This window comes from Streptomyces sp. cg35, from assembly GCF_050410835.1.
GTDB lineage: Bacteria > Actinomycetota > Actinomycetes > Streptomycetales > Streptomycetaceae > Streptomyces.
In genome coordinates this window covers 151,248-168,915 of the sequence record NZ_CP191268.1, presented here as the reverse complement: position 1 = coordinate 168,915, position 17,668 = coordinate 151,248, and the positions used below count along the sequence as shown (strand labels likewise).

17 protein-coding genes, 1 pseudogene and 1 riboswitch are annotated in these 17,668 nt (G+C 68.9%); of the genes and pseudogenes, 10 read left to right on the top strand and 8 right to left on the bottom strand.

Annotated elements, in window-relative coordinates:
• Positions 1–135: 135 nt before the first annotated feature.
• The gene (locus ACQUQD_RS00840; protein ID WP_428949936.1) at positions 136–693 is read left to right on the top strand and encodes a Dps family protein; all 558 of its coding nucleotides are present in this window, start codon (positions 136–138) and stop codon (positions 691–693) included.
• Positions 694–936: 243 nt separating this feature from the next.
• Here the strand turns inward: ACQUQD_RS00840 and ACQUQD_RS00835 are convergent, their stop codons facing one another.
• The 4 genes and pseudogenes from ACQUQD_RS00835 to ACQUQD_RS00820 all read right to left on the bottom strand — a co-directional run bounded on the left by ACQUQD_RS00835 (position 937) and on the right by ACQUQD_RS00820 (position 3,368).
• Complete coding sequence (locus tag ACQUQD_RS00835; protein WP_428949935.1) at positions 937–1,500, bottom strand: dihydrofolate reductase family protein; 564 nt, start codon at positions 1,498–1,500, stop codon at positions 937–939.
• Positions 1,501–1,554: 54 nt separating this feature from the next.
• Positions 1,555–1,893, bottom strand: coding sequence for a hypothetical protein (locus tag ACQUQD_RS00830; protein ID WP_428949934.1), 339 nt, complete (start codon positions 1,891–1,893; stop codon positions 1,555–1,557).
• 634 nt (positions 1,894–2,527) lie between these two features.
• Positions 2,528–2,677 (bottom strand): annotated as a pseudogene (locus tag ACQUQD_RS00825) (IS5/IS1182 family transposase); the annotation flags it as partial.
• 52 nt (positions 2,678–2,729) lie between these two features.
• On the bottom strand, positions 2,730–3,368 hold the full coding sequence (locus tag ACQUQD_RS00820) for a DUF6518 family protein (RefSeq protein ID WP_428949933.1): 639 nt from the start codon (positions 3,366–3,368) through the stop codon (positions 2,730–2,732).
• Positions 3,369–3,710: 342 nt separating this feature from the next.
• Between ACQUQD_RS00820 and ACQUQD_RS00815 the strand changes: the two genes are divergently transcribed.
• The 3 genes from ACQUQD_RS00815 (at position 3,711) to ACQUQD_RS00805 (ending at position 5,033) form a co-directional block, all read left to right on the top strand.
• Complete coding sequence (locus tag ACQUQD_RS00815) at positions 3,711–4,076, top strand: hypothetical protein (protein ID WP_428949932.1); 366 nt, start codon at positions 3,711–3,713, stop codon at positions 4,074–4,076.
• 166 nt (positions 4,077–4,242) lie between these two features.
• Positions 4,243–4,425: a hypothetical protein gene (locus ACQUQD_RS00810; protein ID WP_428949931.1), complete on the top strand. Its 183-nt coding sequence runs from the start codon at positions 4,243–4,245 to the stop codon at positions 4,423–4,425.
• Positions 4,426–4,526: 101 nt separating this feature from the next.
• Positions 4,527–5,033, top strand: a complete 507-nt coding sequence (locus tag ACQUQD_RS00805) for an SMI1/KNR4 family protein (protein WP_428949930.1) — start codon at positions 4,527–4,529, stop codon at positions 5,031–5,033.
• Between the two features lie 297 nt (positions 5,034–5,330).
• Here ACQUQD_RS00805 and ACQUQD_RS00800 read toward each other — a convergent pair whose 3' ends face one another.
• A complete protein-coding gene (locus ACQUQD_RS00800; RefSeq protein ID WP_428949929.1) occupies positions 5,331–8,636 on the bottom strand; it encodes a S8 family peptidase in 3,306 nt (1,101 codons plus the stop codon).
• 87 nt (positions 8,637–8,723) lie between these two features.
• Positions 8,724–9,587 carry a glycoside hydrolase family 16 protein gene (locus tag ACQUQD_RS00795; protein ID WP_428949928.1) on the bottom strand — a complete coding sequence of 288 codons (864 nt, stop codon included), beginning with the start codon at positions 9,585–9,587 and terminating at the stop codon, positions 8,724–8,726.
• A gap of 172 nt (positions 9,588–9,759) precedes the next feature.
• Between ACQUQD_RS00795 and ACQUQD_RS00790 the strand changes: the two genes are divergently transcribed.
• The 5 genes from ACQUQD_RS00790 to ACQUQD_RS00770 all read left to right on the top strand — a co-directional run bounded on the left by ACQUQD_RS00790 (position 9,760) and on the right by ACQUQD_RS00770 (position 15,468).
• Complete coding sequence (locus ACQUQD_RS00790; RefSeq protein ID WP_428949927.1) at positions 9,760–10,854, top strand: substrate-binding domain-containing protein; 1,095 nt, start codon at positions 9,760–9,762, stop codon at positions 10,852–10,854.
• A gap of 104 nt (positions 10,855–10,958) precedes the next feature.
• A riboswitch (ZMP/ZTP riboswitch) is annotated at positions 10,959–11,044 on the top strand.
• Positions 11,045–11,065: 21 nt separating this feature from the next.
• Positions 11,066–11,932: a bifunctional 5,10-methylenetetrahydrofolate dehydrogenase/5,10-methenyltetrahydrofolate cyclohydrolase gene (locus tag ACQUQD_RS00785; RefSeq protein WP_428949926.1), complete on the top strand. Its 867-nt coding sequence runs from the start codon at positions 11,066–11,068 to the stop codon at positions 11,930–11,932.
• A 529-nt stretch (positions 11,933–12,461) separates the two neighbouring features.
• The gene (locus ACQUQD_RS00780; protein WP_428949925.1) at positions 12,462–13,079 is read left to right on the top strand and encodes a Pr6Pr family membrane protein; all 618 of its coding nucleotides are present in this window, start codon (positions 12,462–12,464) and stop codon (positions 13,077–13,079) included.
• 291 nt (positions 13,080–13,370) lie between these two features.
• Positions 13,371–14,771, top strand: coding sequence for a sensor histidine kinase (locus tag ACQUQD_RS00775; protein WP_428949924.1), 1,401 nt, complete (start codon positions 13,371–13,373; stop codon positions 14,769–14,771).
• Positions 14,772–14,799: 28 nt separating this feature from the next.
• On the top strand, positions 14,800–15,468 hold the full coding sequence (locus tag ACQUQD_RS00770; RefSeq protein WP_428949923.1) for a response regulator: 669 nt from the start codon (positions 14,800–14,802) through the stop codon (positions 15,466–15,468).
• Here ACQUQD_RS00770 and ACQUQD_RS00765 read toward each other — a convergent pair.
• Together ACQUQD_RS00765 and ACQUQD_RS00760 are read right to left on the bottom strand one after the other, a co-directional pair.
• Complete coding sequence (locus tag ACQUQD_RS00765) at positions 15,431–15,799, bottom strand: hypothetical protein (protein WP_428949922.1); 369 nt, start codon at positions 15,797–15,799, stop codon at positions 15,431–15,433. The genes ACQUQD_RS00770 and ACQUQD_RS00765 overlap by 38 nt on opposite strands.
• A 28-nt stretch (positions 15,800–15,827) precedes the next feature.
• Positions 15,828–16,643, bottom strand: coding sequence for a DUF4184 family protein (locus tag ACQUQD_RS00760; RefSeq protein WP_428949921.1), 816 nt, complete (start codon positions 16,641–16,643; stop codon positions 15,828–15,830).
• Between the two features lie 243 nt (positions 16,644–16,886).
• Between ACQUQD_RS00760 and ACQUQD_RS00755 the strand changes: the two genes are divergently transcribed.
• A complete protein-coding gene (locus ACQUQD_RS00755) occupies positions 16,887–17,612 on the top strand; it encodes an ANTAR domain-containing protein (RefSeq protein ID WP_428949920.1) in 726 nt (241 codons plus the stop codon).
• Positions 17,613–17,668 lie beyond the last annotated feature (56 nt).

Genomic DNA, 17,668 nt, shown 5'->3' with positions numbered 1-17,668 from the left:
GCCGAATCGCCGAGGACAGCGTGACTGCGGGCGCCAGTGTTCGCTGTCGTGGTGGACTTCGGCCCGGCTGCTGAGTGTGAACAGCTCGGTCTCGGGTACCGAGAGGTGATATTGCCCTAGATAGGAGTAAGAAAAGTGACATCTTCGCCTGCTCCCCGTTACACCGTGCCTGGCGTCTCCGTTGAGGACGCGCACCTGATCATCGGATTGCTGCAGCAGCGCTTGCACGCTCTCAACGATCTGCACCTCACCCTCAAGCACGTGCACTGGAACGTGGTCGGACCGCACTTCATCGCGGTGCACGAGATGCTGGACCCGCAAGTGAACCGGGTCCGTGACATGGCAGACGACGTGGCCGAGCGCCTGGCCGCTCTCGGTGGTGTGGCCCAGGGAACCCCGGGCGCTCTGGTGCGCGAGCGGACGTGGGAGGACTACAGCGTGGGACGGGCGGATGCCATCGCCCACCTGGGCGCACTCGATCTCGTCTATACCGGGGTCATCGAGTCGCTTCGTGACGCAGTCAAGCAGGTCGGGGCGATCGACCCAGCCACTGAAGATCTCCTGATCGGGCAGCTGCGAGACCTTGAGCAGTTCCAGTGGTTCGTTCGCGCACACCTGGAAACGGCCGGCGGCCGGCTCACCACTGCTGGAGCGGAGACGGAAGCGGAGGCGGCGTCGTCCGCACAGCGGTGATTCGGTGATGGCGTAGCTTCGGGCCCTCGCGTGACAACCCGGGCTCGAAGCTACGCGGACGGGTTACGCGGCCGGTAGCGGTGATGCTCTCCGCCATCGTGGTACGTGCGCCTGCGGGCGGGCGTGGTCCGTCCGACTCGCCTCCACCAGGAGCTGGTTCACGCCGCCTCGCGCAGGTCATGGTGCTGAGAGAACGTCACCGGCCGGCCTGTTCTTGCCAGGACTCGGCGGATCATCAGCCGGCTAGCGCGCCACGCGGTAGCGGAGGTAGACGACTTTCGAGCTGAAGGTGCGGGTCTCGACGAGTTCGAGATCCACCCGGCGCTCGTGCTGGGGGAAGAACGGAATGCCGCCGCCGACGAGCACCGGGTAGACCCTGGCACGGTACTCGTCGATCAGACCCAACTCGGCCGCCTCGGCGGCGAGAGTCGCGCCGCCGATCGCGATGTTGCCGTCCCCCGGCTCGGCTCGCAATCGCTCGATTTCCTCCCCCAGGCCGCCGGAGGCCAGGCGGGCATGGCCCTGTACCGCGGACAGCGTGGTGGAGAACACCACCTTGGGGAGCTGCTTCCAGACCGCGGCAAACTCGAGCGTTGAGAAGTCGAGTGACGGATTCTGGTCAACGGTCTCCCAGTACAGCATCGTCTCGTACAGCCGCCGCCCCAACAGGTGGACACTGGCCTCCCGTACCTCGTCGGTGGCGAAGCGAAAGACCTCCTCGTTGGGCGCCGTCCAGTCGAAGCCGCCGCCCGGCCCGACGATGTAGCCGTCCAGTGAGACGCTCATGGAGTAGGTCACGCTGCGCATCAGAAGTCCTCCTGGGTGACGGGTTCGACAGTACGGTCTGCCGCATTGCAAGCGTCACTCATGGGGACCATCGGGTGCGGGCTCATCGAGATGGCGCAATCCCTCTTCCCACCTCCGCCTACGCGCCTCCTCGTCCTGTTCCCACCATGGCGGCGTACCCCGCTCCCCAAGAGCGACCTTCGCGGCGTTCACCTTCTTGCGCGCGGCGCGCTCCGCCGTGGCGTTCTTCTCTCGGAGCGCGACACCGACCGCCCGGCGAGCGGCCATGAGATGCGAACGTAGGCGTGTCGCGGCGTCTTCGGGCACGGCTGGGTCGGTGGCTCGCCACTTGCGTCCGCGGATCACCACGTAGTGACCGTCGGTTGTGTGCTCGGGTTCGGTGTGTCGGTTCACCTACGGCGTATTCCATGGTTGCCGGATTCCTGAACCCAAAGCGCCGCCTCCGTGTCGTGGAAGAAGGTGGACGGCTTGTTTGTGGGAACGACGAGGGCGCGACGATCCGTATTGGGGACCACAGGGGCGCCATGAACTGTGTCCCTGCGTAGAGATCTGGAACCGGGCGCATGTGTCAGGTCTGTATGGCCAGGACGGGGCTCTGCGGCAGGGGTGGCAGAAGGCGAACTTGAGGGGATTCATTTCGGGAGACCGGCGCTCCGTCGAGCGAGCGACCAACTCAGCGAGCCCGTGCACACCTGCTGCGACGCCGGGCCCTGCAACGGAAGCGCGGCGTGCACGATCTTCGACCTCACCAACGCCGACGTACCCACCGCCCTGAGCGAGCGAGTACGCCTAGCACTTGATCAACGACGTTCTGATTCGCCCATGATTTACACGTTCGACCCGTCACGGCACGGCGCCGGGAACGCGGTCAGTGCCGACAGCATTGCCTTCGGGGCTTCCTCGGCGGGGTAGTGCCCGCACTCGACAAGGACGAGGCTCTGCACGTCGGCGGCGGCCAGCCTCATCGTTGCGCCGACCGACGCGCCCAGGTTCTCCGCGCCCCCGATCGCAAGGACGGGGAGGGACAGCCGTCGACGGCAATCTGGTCGAGCGTGAGCCCAACGATCTGATCGTAGGACTCCAACGCGATCTCCTTGAGCCGGGCGAAGATGCCGAGCCGGATCCACTCGTTGCGGCCGTTGCGGGTGGTGGTCGCCGAAGAGGTCGTGTCGGAGATCGGGTGCTCACCTTTCCTCGCGGCCCCCCATATCTCCTATCTGCGCAAGTTCTTAGGCGGAGATCTTGTCGAGCAGCCCGTACACGGCCGCGTAGGCGAGGGGAGAGGCGAGGAACGCCGCAGCCACGCTCAAACCTCGCTCTCTCCATGTGCCTGCAAGTAGAAGCGGGAGTGCGCAGGCAACCGAGCCAGTGGCCACCGCCTGACCTGTGTACCCGAGGGTGAGCCATGCATGCAGGCATTCGCTCCCGAACAGGCCACCGAGTGCGCCCAACCCGGCGACTCGCTGCCAACGGAGAGGACTCCGCCGCCACCAGGCGCCAGCGACACCGAACACAGGACCCGCAATGCAGGCCATGACCAGCCAGACCAGCGGAAAGACGAGGCTCCCCATGCCGCCTCGGCCGACTTCCGCGTAGCCGTAGTAGCCGACAACGAGGCCGATCTCTGTCAGTGCTCCGGCTGCAGCGAGACTCCGCAAGCTGCGTATGCGGTGCGCGAGGACTGCGCCGGTGACGAAAGCGAACGCCGACCACACGCCGCCCGAGTTCGCTAGCTGACTCCACGGCCATGGCAGCCAGCCTTGAAGCAGGTTCGTCAGGACACCGAGGGCGAGACCAGCGACGACACAGGCAGTCAGCGTGGTCGTGGTGAGGTTCGTGGCGCGTCGGAAAGTCATCGTGGGGGTCACGAGGAAGACTGTACCTTCGATGTATACACGTGGTTCATAGTGGGGTCCTGTGATGCTGGACCTTCTGTTGTGGTATCGCGTTCGGCGCGCAGCCTCGCAGTTCAATCCCGGTCGGCTGCAGTGTGACGGCGGCCGCGAATCTCCGGCCCAAGGAAGCCCTCAAGGCAAGCACAAAAGGCCGCAAGTAGTCGATCATGGTTTGGCCTTTGCAGGGCACCTGTCCTCCCACGACGTTTCCGAATGGCAAGGGGAGATTCAGTGGCGATGCGAGAGCCCGACAGCGTGACAGGTGCGACATTCACCAGCACAAGTGCTGCCGCCACCCGTGGCGAAGGAGGGCGCATGACCGGGCTCGTGGTCCCCCTCGCGCTGATCGGGTTCGTGTTCTGCGCCGGCCTGTTGCTCTTCGTGCGCTTCGCCCATTGGGTCGGGGCACATCCGATGGCGGGGGCCTTCGTCATGCTGCTCACTGGCCCCGTGTTCTACGTGGCGCTGCGGGCGATGCCCCGGGCGCGCGAGCTGCGCCGGGCTGCCCGCGCCGGAATGGCCCAGGCCGACCGTGAGCTGGCGGTGGACCCAACCCGTGCATCGCCACCGGTCCGAGCGGTGGCACGCAACGACGCGGCCGTGCCCGGCCCGGAAGCCACGGATGCGGTGCATGACGGGCTGACGGTCGAACTCCACCATCGCCGCCCTGACTTCGGGTAGCCGGCCGGCTTCGAAGGCCTGGTCCGTCGGAGATTCACCTGGCTCGCCTGCGCGTTCATCCCGGCCGCCGTCGTTGTCTATGCCGTGATCCGCACGACTCGTCACGCGCAGACCCGTGCTCGTGACCGCCACCGGAACGGGACCCTGCGGGTGCAGCGGGCACGACGTGACCCGACCCCCACGCGTCCGCGCCGGGGAGGTCAACACCGCTGAGCAGTCGAACGAACCGTTCCGTGGCTGGTCGGCGGCCGACGCCTCCGCCGTCGCCACTAACCGCAAGCCCGAGCACTTCGTCGTCTTCGTCGGCATGGCCGCAGGCGTCATCTGCCACCGACGCTTGACCAAGTGAGGCAACAGCAAAGGGCTTCGGGTGCAGTTTCTTCTGAGGGAAGACGCTGAGCTGGGACCTTGCCCGTCGACAAGTCATTCGGTGTGGTCGAAGATCTGCGTGTGACCGATGACGATCTCATCGTGGCCGTGCGCGAGCGGATGGCCGACCAGGAACTGCCGGAGCCGGCGTCCGCGGACGATGTGCGGGCGGTGGAGCAGATGGTGGGGCAGCCGATGCCGCTGCTTCTGCGGAGGCTCTACCTCGAAGTGGCCAACGGTGGCTTCGGTCCGTGGGACCTGGTGTCTTTGACGGATGCCGGCGACTGGTTCAGCGACTGTGCGGATATCTCGGAGGTGTACCGCGACTTCGCCGATCCCGAAAGCCCGCTTCCGCCGGGGATCGTTCCGCTCATGGACCGGGGCGGCGCGATGTGGGCGCTGATCGACTTCAAGACGGCCGACGGGCAGATGTGGGACTGGGACCCCAACCTGTGCTGCATGGGGCATGCCCTGGCCCCGCTCGGGCAGTCGCTGGCCGAGTGGCTCACCGGCTGGCTGCACGGCACCACCCCGGACGGTCCCTACCCGCACCGCGAGCTGGCCGCCAAGGACTGCCCGGCGCGCTGACGCGGCACGCACGGGACGACGGCCTGAGCTGTCGCCTCTACCGTGACGGTGGAGAAGGCGCCACCGATGGGCTCATCGTTCGAGGAACCGCGGGCCCGGGAGGCGGCAGCACGAGAGCGGGTGGCTGACCTCGAGGATCAACTGGCCGAGCTCCGCGGCCGGTTGAAAGAGGCGCCGAATGACCGCTGAAGAGACGAGAGGGCTGTGCCGCAGATTCGGGCGGGCTGAGCTGGGGCCACAAGGACGCAGACGGTCCGGGGCGCAGTGCGCCCCGGACCGTCCGGATACGACGTCGTGCTACTTCGCGCGGTAGGCGTCGATGATTTCCTGGGTCACTGTGTTGCCCTGCTTGTCGCTGGCCACCGCCTTCAGGGAGACACTCTTGCCGGAGGCCGGGCTCAGGATGAGCGCGTGGGAGGACAGCATCGCTGTCCTGATCCAGTGCTCACCCTTGTCGTACGAGGCGTAGACCTTCAGCGAGGCGAGGTTGCCGTCGGCCGCCGCGCCGGTGACGGACACCGGCACGCTCAGCAAGCGGTGGGCAGGGGTAGTGGAGTCGAGCGCCAGCTTCGGGGCGAAGCGCACGGAGGACAGCGGCAGGAAGGTCTGCTGCGCGGTGTTCTGCGAGGAGAAAGTCCACTCCGCGCTCACCTTCGTGGACGCGTCGGAGACGCCGCTGCGCGAGGCGGTGGCGGTCAGCCGGTAGGCGGCCTTGTCGGCGGGAACCGTGAAGGAGCCACCCAAGGTGTCCTTGCTCGAGACCAGTTCGCCGTCGCGGTACAGGCTGGTCCGTGCGGAGTCGGTCAGGGACGCCCCGCTGTGTCCAGCGCTGTCGGAGAACAGCGGCACTGCCGCGGTGAGGGTGTTGCCGGAGCGGACGGCGCCGGTCGACGTGCCGTCGATCTTCGGGCCGAACACCCCTATGTTGTAGTCAAGTTGATACTTCTGGCCCGCCTTGTAGGTGCGGGTGATGTCGTCCTGCCGGGCCTCCACGACCAGGCCGGAGGAGTCCCGCTGCTGGAAGCCGATGTTCCACTGCTGGCCGTCGTCCGCGGACAGGTACATCCGGAAGTCGCGGGGGACCGCCAGGATCGGGGTGATGGACAGGCCCACGCCGGTGCCGGTGTAGGGGCGTACCGCGAAGGCGCCCTTCTTGCCGGGAGCGGGGGAACCGACCCGGACGTCGGCCGCGGCGAAGGCACTCTTGCCCGGGTGCCGGGTGAAGCCGTCCTGGACCCGGTCGCCGACGGTTCCGTAGGCGACGTTGTACTCGGTGCCGTCGGGCTTCTGGAAGGTGCCGTAGAACTCCTGGCGGATCTCGTCGGCCTTGCCGGGGTCGCCGACGTTGCCGATGCGGACCTGGTCGAAGGAGTTCGTCAGGATGTAGCGGTTGAGCGGCAGGATCCACTGCAACTCGATGCTCGAGCGCGTCAGTTGGGGCTTGGCCGCGGTGTCGGGGACGGTGATGTCGACAGGCTTTGCGGTGCGGGCGTCGATGACGACCGTCTGGTCCCTGTCCACGTTCAGCGACGGCTGGTACAGCCAGTCGATGGCGGTGATCTGTCCGTCCTGGACCACGGGCAGGCTGTTGCTCGCGAAGTAGCGGCCCTTGGGCAGCCGGACCGTGGTGGAGTCCGAGGCCTGGGTGATGTCGGTCTGCGAGCCGAGGCCCTTCCCGTCGAGGCCGAGGATCCGGGACTCGTACTGCTGGGCGGGGTTCCCGTCCCGGCCGATGTACTTGTACGTCACCTCGTAGGACTCCGTGGACCGCTCCACGACCGCAGCGGTGGTGAGGACCTGGCCGCCGCCGGTCGCGGTGATGCGGGCGTCGTAGACGCCGTTGGCGTCGCCGCCGGGCCGGGTGTCGGCCGTCACCTTCGCCTCGGCGGTGCCGCCCGCCGGGACGGTCAGCTGCGAGGTGCCGAGGGTGAACATGCCCTCAGGGGCTGAGGATCCGTCCGGTGCGCTGCCGTGGACGGCGAGATCCAGGGTGACCGGCTCCGTGCCGAGGTTGCGGTAGGTGACCGACTTGTCGACCGGCTGGTCGTCGTCGTGCGGCCATTCCTGGGCCCCGAAGTTGACGCTGCCGGACTCGGCGACGACCTGGGTGGCGATCGCCTTGGTCAGGTCGATACGGCCCGAACCCTGCTGGTATCCGGGGAAGTTGCCCGGTGTGGTCGCCGAGGCGAGCAGGGCCTTGAGCTGCTGCCCGGTCCAGTCGGGGTGCTCCTGCTTGAGCAGTGCGGCGGCTCCCGAGACGTGCGGGGTCGCCATGGACGTACCGCTGGCGGCGGTGTAGCCGTCGGGGCCGGGGGTTCCCATGGTCGTGCCTGCCGCGCGTGCGGCGACGATGTTCACGCCGGGGGCGGTGACGTCCGGTTTGATGGCGCCGTCGCCCAGGCGCGGGCCGCTGCTGGAGAAGGGCGCCATGGCGTTGTTCTTGTCGACGGCGCCGACGGTGAGTGCCGCGTCGGCGCTGCCGGGTGTGCCGATCGTGCCGGTGGCGCTGGGGCCGGCGTTGCCGGCGGCGACGACGAAGAGGGGCCCGCCGTTCGCGGAGAGGGTGTCGACCGCCTCTTCCAGCGGATCGGTGCCAACGTTGTCAGTGGCTCCCAGGCTCATGGAGACGATGTCGGCGTCCTGCTCGGCGGCCCACTCCATACCGGCGAGGATCCAGGAGTCGGCGCCGCTGCCGTCGTCGGCGAGGACCTTGCCCACCAGGAGCTGGGCGCCGGGGGCGACGCCCTTGTACTTGCCGCCGGACTGCGCTCCGGTACCGGCGATGGTGGAGGCGACGTGCGTGCCGTGTCCGTGACCGTCGACGGCACTGGCGTCCGTGGTGAAGTTCTGGGCCTGCAGGACCTGTTGGGAGAGGTCCGGGTGGGTCCGGTCGATGCCGGTGTCCAGGACGGCGACCTTGACGCCCTTGCCGTCGTAGCCCGCCTTCCAGGCGTCGGGAGCCCCGATCTGGGGGACGCTCACGTCCAGCGAGACCTTCGCCCGGCCGTCGAGCCACACCTTTCTGACGCCCGGAGCGGTCGATCGGGCGCCGGACTTCGCGCCGTCGGTGAGCGCCTGCCAGACGTCGGCCGCTCCCTTTGCCGGTGCCGTGACGGCCTCGGCGTTCAGCTTGCGGTAGCTGCGGGTGACGTCGGCGTCGTCGGTGGCGTGCAACGCGGTCTTGGCGGCAGGCTTCGCGCCCCGGTAGGAGACGATGAGGCCGAGACCCTCGGGGTGGGTCTTGCGGTAGGCGGCGCCGGCCAGTTCGGTGACGTCGAACAGGCGGCGGTCCAGTGTCCCGTCGGAGATCAGCCGGGCGGCGTCGGCGGGTACGACGTGCGTGTGGCCCTGGTACTGCTCCACCTCCACTGGTATCCGCTCGCGGCCGTCCGCTCTTTCCATGCCGACGGGCGTGCCCTTGCCGTCGACGGCCACCCGGTCGCCGGTGATGAGGGTGACCCAGCGCTCCGGTGCGGTGGTGGGCTTGTGGAGCGGGGCGGGCTTCTCGGCCGCCGAGGGCGAGGAGGTCATCCCCACGGTCAGCGCCATGGCGGCGGTCGCGACGATGGCCGCGACGCCGGCTCTCTTACGTCTGATGGACAACACTTCTCCTGATAGGTGCTGGTGTGCAGGGGCAGCGGCCGTGCGGGGGCCGTTGAACAGGGGGTGGGGGAGGGGCGACGTCCCGGCTCACTTCCATACGCGGACGTAGTCGACGTACATGGTGGAGCCGGAGTCGAAGGTCTCGTCGGCGATGTTCCCCTCGGGGAAGGCGCTGATCTCGTGCGAGATGACGATGAACTCGTCGACGAGGGGGATCTGCTGCGGATCGGTGACCGTGCGCACGACCTGGCCGTCGTAGAGGAACTTGAGGTAGTCGCCCGTCCAGCTGAGGCCGAAGGTGTGCCAGTACGTGCTGTGCAGGGCCGCCGCGTCGAGCACTCCGGGGGACGCCTTGTGGTCGGCGCCGTAGCCGTCGTAGTGGATGTTCGTGGAGTACGTGTCGGACTGGTACGCGGTCTCCGCGATGTCGATCTCCGCGCCGTCGGCGGCCGTGCCCGGCGTGCTGCCGTGGGTGGGGTGCTGCAGCCAGACCGCGGCCAAGTGGCCGTTGGTGGGAGGCACATGGACCTTGAACTCGATCGCGCCGCCGTGCCAGGCGTACTTGCTCTTCGTCTCGATCCGGCCGCCGGCGTACTGGCCGGCGCCGATGTTCCGGACGTCGATGGCGAGGGCACCCTGCCCGGCTGCGTCGGGGCGGACGTTGGCCGGCTTGTACCACCAGCGGATGCCGTCGTGCGGGTCGCGCTCCTGGTCCAGGGCGGTCCACTTCGTGCTGTCCAGAGCGGAGTCGGTGAACTCGTCGCTGAAGACCAGCTCGGACGCCGAAGCTCTCTCGGCACCGAGCGGCCGAACACCGGCCGGGGATGCGGGGTCGACTGCGGTCGAACGGGCCGTGGCGCCCGCCCCCGCCGTACCGGCCGCGGTCGTGAGCAGTGTGCATGCGCTCAGGACGGTCGCGACGACCAGGAGACGACTCGCGTTGTTCGTCACTGTGCACTCTCCTCGCGCCTCGGTCGCAGGGTTGCTTGCCGAGGAGTGTGGAGGAAGTCATTCGCATGGTCAACTAATTCATTAGAACGAATTAGATCGACAGGCTGAACCGGCCGGGCCGTCCCGCCAGTAAGGTCGGATTCGTCGCGTTGAGAACCGAGGGCAGGAACACGTGAGCGCACCACAAGCCTCCGCGGGCACGGCCGTCCGGGGCCAGAAGGCCCGGAGCCTCGCCGAAGAGCTCCGCAAGGGCATCGCCGAACTGCGCTGGCCCGCGGGCAGATTGCCGACCGAGCAGGCGCTGGCCCGCGAGCAGGGCGTGAGCCTGAACACCGTACGCAGGGCGGTCGACCTGCTGGTCCAGGACGGGCTCGTGTACCGCAAGCAGGGTTCGGGCACATACATCGCAACGGCGGACAAGGCCGAGGCGGGGCCGCTCGTCGGGGTCGCGGTGCCCTCCATGACGTACTACTACCCTCGGATCATCGGGGGCATCGAGCGTGAACTCGCCCGGCACGGCGCACAGATGATGCTGCGCAGCACCGACTGGGACCCCGCTACGGAACGGCAGGCGATCGAGAACCTCGCGAACGCCGGCGCGGCAGGGCTGCTCCTGGTGCCGGGACTCGGCGAGACGGCCTCAGGGCTGTGGACCGACGGCCTCGACGGCCTCGGACTGCCGGTGGTCCTCGTCGAGCGCGGCCTCGAGATCCCGGCCACGCTCGACGAGTTCGTCGCCTCGAACCATGCCGCCGGCGCGCACTCCGCGATCCGTCACCTGGTGGAGCTCGGGCACACCCGGATCGGCTACCTGGAGCGCGCCAGCGCGCACACCGCCGCGCAGGTCAGATCAGGGCTGCGGGCCGGTCTGCAGAACGCGGGGCTCGGTCCCGACCCGACCGTCTCCGAGTCGCTGACCCGGTGGACGCCCAAGGACGCCGAGCGCTTCCTCGACCGCCTGATCGCACACCGGGCCACGGCGGCACTCTGTTTCGCTGACCGGGAGGCCGCGCTGCTCGTCAGTGTCGCCGGGCGACGTGGACTCGACGTCCCCGGGGACCTGTCGGTGATCGGATACGACGACGAAGTGGCCGATCTGTCGGAGGTGCCACTCACTGCCGTGTCCCCGGCCAAGGCCGAGATTGGGCGGCTGGCGGTGAACGTCCTGCGCGCGCGTCTGTCCGATCCGGACGCCCCGCGCCGCCAGGAGTCCCTCGTGCCGCGCCTCGTCGTGCGGGACTCCACCGGGCCCGTACGGCATGGATGAACGGGAGGGAACACATCCCGGGGAGATCGCGCGGGCAGTGGCGCACCGGCTTTCGATGCTGAGGCGTTCTGACCGGCGTGAGCATGCTGCGCCTACTACAGTGCGGTGTGGGCCGTGACTGGCGCTGAGGTGGAGCACCACCGGGGAGCGGCCTGACGAGACGTCGTTGCCGTGCGCCTGGGCGAGTGGTCAGCAACGCCTGGAGGCAACGATGCCCGCGACTCGGACGGCCCGGCTCATGGACGGCACCGGCCTCGCCAAACGCATCATCGAAGAGGCTGCTGCCAAGGCGGCAGAGGTTTCACGGCGTGGGGGGACCCGCCCCTGCCTGGCGACGGTGCTGGTGGGAGAAGACCCCGCGTCGGCCACGTACGTCCGCATGAAGCGCGCACGGTGCGCGAAGGCGGGCATCCAGTCCCGGCACATCGCTCTGCCCGCCACCACCACGACCGCCGAACTGATCGACACCCTCGCTGGTCTGTCCGGCGATCCGGACGTGCACGGCATTCTGCTCCAGCATCCTTGCGGCCCGCACATCGACGAGCGAGCGGCGTTCGAGGCCATCGCCCCGGAGAAGGATGTCGACGGGGTCACGCTCCATTCGTTCGCCGCGATGAGCTTCGCGCGGCCGGGTTTTGTGTCCTGCACTCCGGGCGGAATTATGCGGTTGCTGGAGGCGTACGACGTCGACCTCGCCGGCAAGCACGCCGTCGTGGTGGGCCGCAGTGCGATTCTCGGCAAGCCTGCAGGGATGCTCCTGCTCGCCAAGGACGCGACAGTGACCTACTGCCACTCCCGCACGGCGGACCTGCCGGGGATCGTCCGGGAAGCTGACGTCGTGGTGGCGGCCGTGGGACGGCCCCGGCTGATCCGGGGTCAGGACATCAAGCCCGGCGCGGTGGTGATCGACGCCGGATACAACCCGGGCAACGTCGGCGACGTGGACTTCGACACCGCCCGTACCCGCGCCCGTCTGATCACTCCGGTGCCCGGCGGCGTCGGGCCGATGACCATCGCCGTCCTGCTCGCGCAGACCGTGGACGCCGCCGCCGAACAGTCCGGAACGCAGCACCACTGACCGCCTGAACGAGAGACCTCGTAGCGGGCTGGTCGGCAGTTCGTCCTGATAGCGGCTCGCCGCCCGTGAGTGCGGTGAGCCGCAGAGGACGAGGGTCCGCAGACGTCGTCAAAGTCGCTGTCGAAGTGCAGCCTCCCGTCCACCAGTTCGTGTGTGCATGATCCTGGCTGCCATCGGCTCAGGACAAGGTCCGCTGTCGTCGCCCCACCGGGGGAGTGAGGCGTCCTGGCCCTGGGTTACGTCGATCTGCCGCTCGTCACGGCATGTCACACTTCCTGTGATCACGCCGCCGGCCGAGCCTGCGCCGCCAGGGCGGGCCCCTGTCTCGCCAATGCCGGGACCGCAGTGAAGTTCCGCTCCCTGGTGCCTTGCAGGGCCCACCTGATCAGTCGCTGGTGAGCGGTCTGGGACGAGCCGAGCTTGCATCAGTGATCACTGACCGGACAGGCACATCCGACCGACTGGCCAACCGATCAGAGAAACGACGCTCTAGCCGTGACGTGGGGCGACAATCCCGGTGGAGGATGACATGCGGTTCCTGGTGCCCGTGACACGGGTCGCTCTTGCGGTGCTGACGGCGGCGGCGCTCGCAGCCAGTGCCGCCCACGCCCCGTCTGTCGGCGTGGGCATCGACGACTTCTTCAGCTATTTCACGGTGCTGAGCAACTGCGCCACCACTCTCGTGCTGGCCTACGGCGCCCTGGCCGCCGCTCTGGGCCTCCCGCCGACTCCGGACCTGCTGCGCGGAGCGGTGACGCTTTACATGGTGATCACCGGTCTCGTCTTCGCCATCGCTCTGGCCGACGTGGAGACCGCGATGCTCCCCTGGACCAACACGGTCCTGCACCAGCTCATGCCTTTGGTCATGCTCGCCGACTGGCTCCTGTTCCCGCCCACGCGCCCGCTCCGCCTGAGTCGTACGGTGACCTGGCTGGCATTTCCCCTGCTCTACGCCGCCTACACGCTCGTACGTGGACCCCTGGCGCACTGGTATCCCTACCCCTTCCTCAATGCCGAGGCCCACGGCTACCCCCGCGTGCTTGTCGCCTGTCTGCTGATCGCTGTCCTGGCGTGCGCTCTCACTGCCGCAATCACCTGGGCGGCCAATGCCCGCCGGCGCCAGAGTGCTCAGCGCACGCAGGCCTGACCGGGCGGCGCACACCAAGTACGGCGGTCTCACCGCCCGATGATGCGACGGCCGGCGCAACAGGCCGTCGGCGCGGACCGGAACGTGATGGCCGAAGGCGGGACAGGACCCGCGGCGTGCGGACCGCCGAGAGGGACTGGATGTGATCATGTGAGGGTGCTGCGCTCTTCGTCGTTCCACGTCCCGTACCCGGCCTGGTGGCGTCCTGTTGTGGAGGCAGCGGCGGCGTTCCTGGTGCTCGGAGCCACGGCGGCCGTCCTGGAGTGGTCTTTGGGCTGGGGACCCCGTGGCGTGGGCGAGCTGGTGCTCGGGGCGGTCGCTGTTGTCCTGGTGGTGCTGCGGCATCGGTTTCCCGTGGTGGTGCTGCTGGGGCTTTCGGCGGCGGCGGGAGCGGTGCCTGCAGTGGCGCTGCTGACGGCGGCCGCTGCCTTCGAAGCAGGTCGGCGGACCGGCGCACTGCGATGGCCGGTCGTGGTGTTCGCCGCCGCGTCGCTGCTGCCGATGGCGACCGCGCCGTACCGGGCTCCCTCTGCCGGACAGATCGTGCCCTTGGGGATGGTCGTGGCCGTGCTGGCCGTGATCGGGCCGGCGCTGGTCGGCATCGTGGTCGGCCAGCAGGAACGGGCGGTGCGCCTGCTGCGCGACAGCGCCCTGGCGGCGGACGGCAGAGCGCGGCTGGCCGAACGCTCCCGTATCGCTGCCGAGATGCACGACCTTGTAGGTCATCGGCTCAGCCTCATCTCGCTCTACTCCGGAGGCCTGGAACTCGCCCTGGCCGAACGGGAGCCGTTCCTGCAGGCGGAAGCGGCCCAGATCCACACCGCCGCCGGCCTCGCAGTGACCGAACTCCAGGAGGCACTGGGGGTGCTCGGGCCCGACGACGACACCCGTCCCACCGAGGCCACTGGCACACACGCCGACCTCGCTGCGCTCGCAGCCGCCTCCCGCGCCACGGGCACCCCCGTCACGCTGGAGTGGACCGGCGACGATCTGGCCGGAGCCGTGCCACGACTCCGGCTCGCGGTGCACCGCGTCGTCAGGGAAGCCCTCAGCAACGCGCATCGCCATGCCTCCGGTGCGGCGCTGCAGATCACCGTCGTCTCTGCGCAGGACGACGTACGGGTCCGCGTGCACAACGGTCCCTCGCCGCTGCCCGCCGACTCCGCCAGTACAGGCCTGGGCCTGGCCGGGCTCAGAGAGCGTGTCGCGCTGCTGGGCGGAACGCTGGACGCGCACGCGACAGGCGCGGGCTTCACCGTGGAGGCCTACCTCCCCCGGAGACCTCCTGCGCAACTGCCGACGGCAGACGAGAACCCCGCCCCCACTCCCGTCCGCCCCGCCCGCGCGCTGCGTCTGACGGCCGGGGCAGCAGGGCTGATGGTCGTCGGCGGGCTTCTGCTGCTCGGACTGCGGCTGGTGGACCGGTACGCCCCGGAGCCGGTGCCCTTGACCGAGCCCGGTCCGATCAGGCTCGGCATGTCCAGAGAGACAGTCGAGCAGCGGGCGGGCGAGAACGAGCCCCTGGCCCGTGCGGCTGCGACCGGACATGAGCCACCACCGCCCGCTGCCGCCGCCTGTGTCTACCCGTACGTGAGCCAGGAACCGGACGACGACGAGCTCCACCTGGTGCGTTACTGTTTCCGCGACGATCGGCTGGTCGAAATCTCCCGATTCGCAGTTCCTGCCCGATGACCCGACGCCACCGTTCCCGGAGTGCCTCATGATCAGAGTCCTGCTTGTGGACGACGAGGTGCTGGTGCGTGCAGGTATCCGGCTGGTGCTGCGCCATGCCGACGACATCGAGGTCGTCGCCGAAGCGGGGGACGGTGACGAGGCCGTGGCCGAAGCCACTCGTGTCCCGGTCGATGTCGTCCTGCTCGATGTACGGATGCCCGGTTCGGGCGGACTGGCCGCCGTGCAACGCCTCAAACAAGCCCGGCCCATGGCAGCAGTGCTGATGCTCACCACCTTCGGCAACGAGGAGTACGTCGCCGAGGCGCTGACCGCGGGCGCGGACGGCTTCCTGCTCAAGAGCAGCCGCCCCGAGGAGCTGATCGGGGCGGTCCGCTCGGCCGCCGGCGGTGAGGCGGTGCTCTCGCCCGGGGTGACCGGCCACGTGCTGCGTACGCTGCGGGAGTCGGCCGCGCGGGACAACACCGGGGCCGCCGCTCGCGCCAGGGAACTGATCTCCTCGCTCACCGACCGGGAGCGTGCGGTGCTGGCCCTGCTCGGCAACGGCATGTCCAACGCGGAGATCGCCGGCCGGCTGGGTGTGGAGACCGGAACCGTGAAGGCGCACGTCGGCCGCATCCTCACGAAGCTCGACGCGGCCAATCGGGTGCGAGCGGCGATCATCGCCTACGAAGCAGGACTGACCGGAACCCCTTGAGCACGACGCACCGAGCCTGATACGCCAGCACAGCCACCAGCGGCACGACGGTCAATGCCGCGACCAGCCAGTAGAAGGGCGTGCTCTCGCCCCAGCCGCCCGGGTCGAACAGGGCCGCCAGTTGATCTCGAGCACGGTAGTAGCCGTACAGCATGATCAGTACGGACAGAGTCGAGCAAAGCACCGCGGACAACCAGGATCCGGCACTCGCACCCAGCACCGCGACGAGCAGGTACCACGGCCACACGGGCTCACTGACCAGATAGCCCCACCGGCCGCCGTGGGCATCGCCTGCCGACACGCACCACTGAAGGCCGAGGCCGACGGCCACAGCGACACCGAGGTCGATCAGGAATCGCCTAGCCACAGGTGGCCACCCGCTGTCCGGTCCGCCGCAGCCGCCGGCACAGCCGCCAGGCCTGCCAGAGCGCCGCATACGCAACGAGTCCGTCAATGCCCCAGTCCAGGCCGCGCAGCGACGCGTCGACCGCCACGGTCCACAAGTAGTCGAAACCTGTCGGCATCTGCTCCGGCTGGAACGTGCGGTAGATGTCGATCCGCGGGTGGATCACCTCCGCGGCGACACCCGCCAGCGCGTAGCCCAACAGCACCGCCCGGGCTGCGGTTCGGGCCGCGCGCGGCATCGCGGGCAACAAGGCGCCGGGGTCCACGACGTGGGGAGCTGTCCGGTACCAGGACCTGTACGCCAGGACCAGTGCGACCAGCCCCAGAAGAGAGAGCCCTTCCTGGACGAGCTGGGTTCCGCTGTAGGTGCCGATGACCGGGGTGAGGCCCCAGTCGACGTACCGGCCGTGAGTGATGTCATCGAACAGCAGATGGGTGGCCGTTCCCTGGACGGCCGACAGCCACAGCCAGCCGAACGCGGCGGGCCCGCGAAGCCGGAACCCGGTGGCCGGCCCGGCAAGCCTGCCCCGCAGCCGAGGTCCGGCCAGGTCCACCAGCGGGCGCTTGAACAGCGCGTGGAAGACCACCAGCATCAGCGCCGTCTGCAGCGGACAGAAGAGGAGACCCGGAACCCAGTCGTGCATGCCGAGGTTCGGGAACGGCAGTTGGTAGACGTCCGGCATCATCGAGCCGATGACCAGAGCGGACGGCACGAGTCTGCCTCTGAACAGCGGGACGACGGCGGCAGGATGTACAAAGGTCGCGGGCATGCGGGGCTCCGGGGAAGGGGGGACTGGCCCTTCCATCCTCGAAGCGCCCGACCGTCCCTCTCTCGTCCCCGGGCAGGAAAACGACCCTGGACCTTCGGAATAGGTTCCACCGCGACGCTGTGGACCCAGGGCCACGGCACTGTTCCCCGAGCCCGGCAGGGAGCCTCCGGACGGATTTCGCAGGGTGGCTTGTTCGTGCCACATCCCCTGCGCAGGCGGTGTCGCTGGCCCTAGTCTCAGGAGATGACGCCCCGACAGACGGATATTGCAGAGGTTTTCACGCGGGTGCTGGAACAGGCCGCGGCAGATCCGCTGGATGTGCAGGGTGCGCTGGCCGTGTTCGTGGAGAGCAGCCGGTGGCTTTACGGGGCCCGCGCCGCGCTCGTCCGCTACACGCCGCTCGGCACGACAGTGGTGTGGACGGACGGCACCGACAGCGCGGTCCGGTCTCTGGCGGCGGACGCTGCCGGCTGGGGCGAGGGCCCGGGCCACGACGTGCAGAGCTCGGGCTGCGCACTGCTCGACGTGGACGTGACCACGCACTCGGCCTGGGAGCGCTGGCCGCGGTGGGCGCCGCGAGCCGCGAGCCTGGGCTTCGGGCGAGTCACGGTGCTGCCCCTCAGCGGCGATGACGGTTTGGTCGGCGCCGTGGTGCTGCTGGGCGCGCCGGGCAGCCCATTGGATGAACCGGCCCTGGAGCTGGTCCGTTCTCTTGCCGAGGCGGCAGCCGGCATGTGGAAGTTGCAGCGTGAGGTAGAGGAAAGCCGCTCTCACGCAAGCGACCTGCAGCAGAGCCTGTCCACGCGCGTGGTGGTCGAACAGGCCAAGGGGATCCTGGCCGCACGGCACAACATCAGTCTCGAAGTCGCCTTCGCCCGCCTGCGCCTCCGTGCAACCACCGGGCAGCGCACCATCTTGGAGGCGGCCCACGACGTCGTGGAAGGCCGGCAAGAAGCAGTCGGACCGTAGAAAGACGCCTGCGGCTGACGGTGCGACGATTCACGTGGGGCTGCTCAGGGAGTATG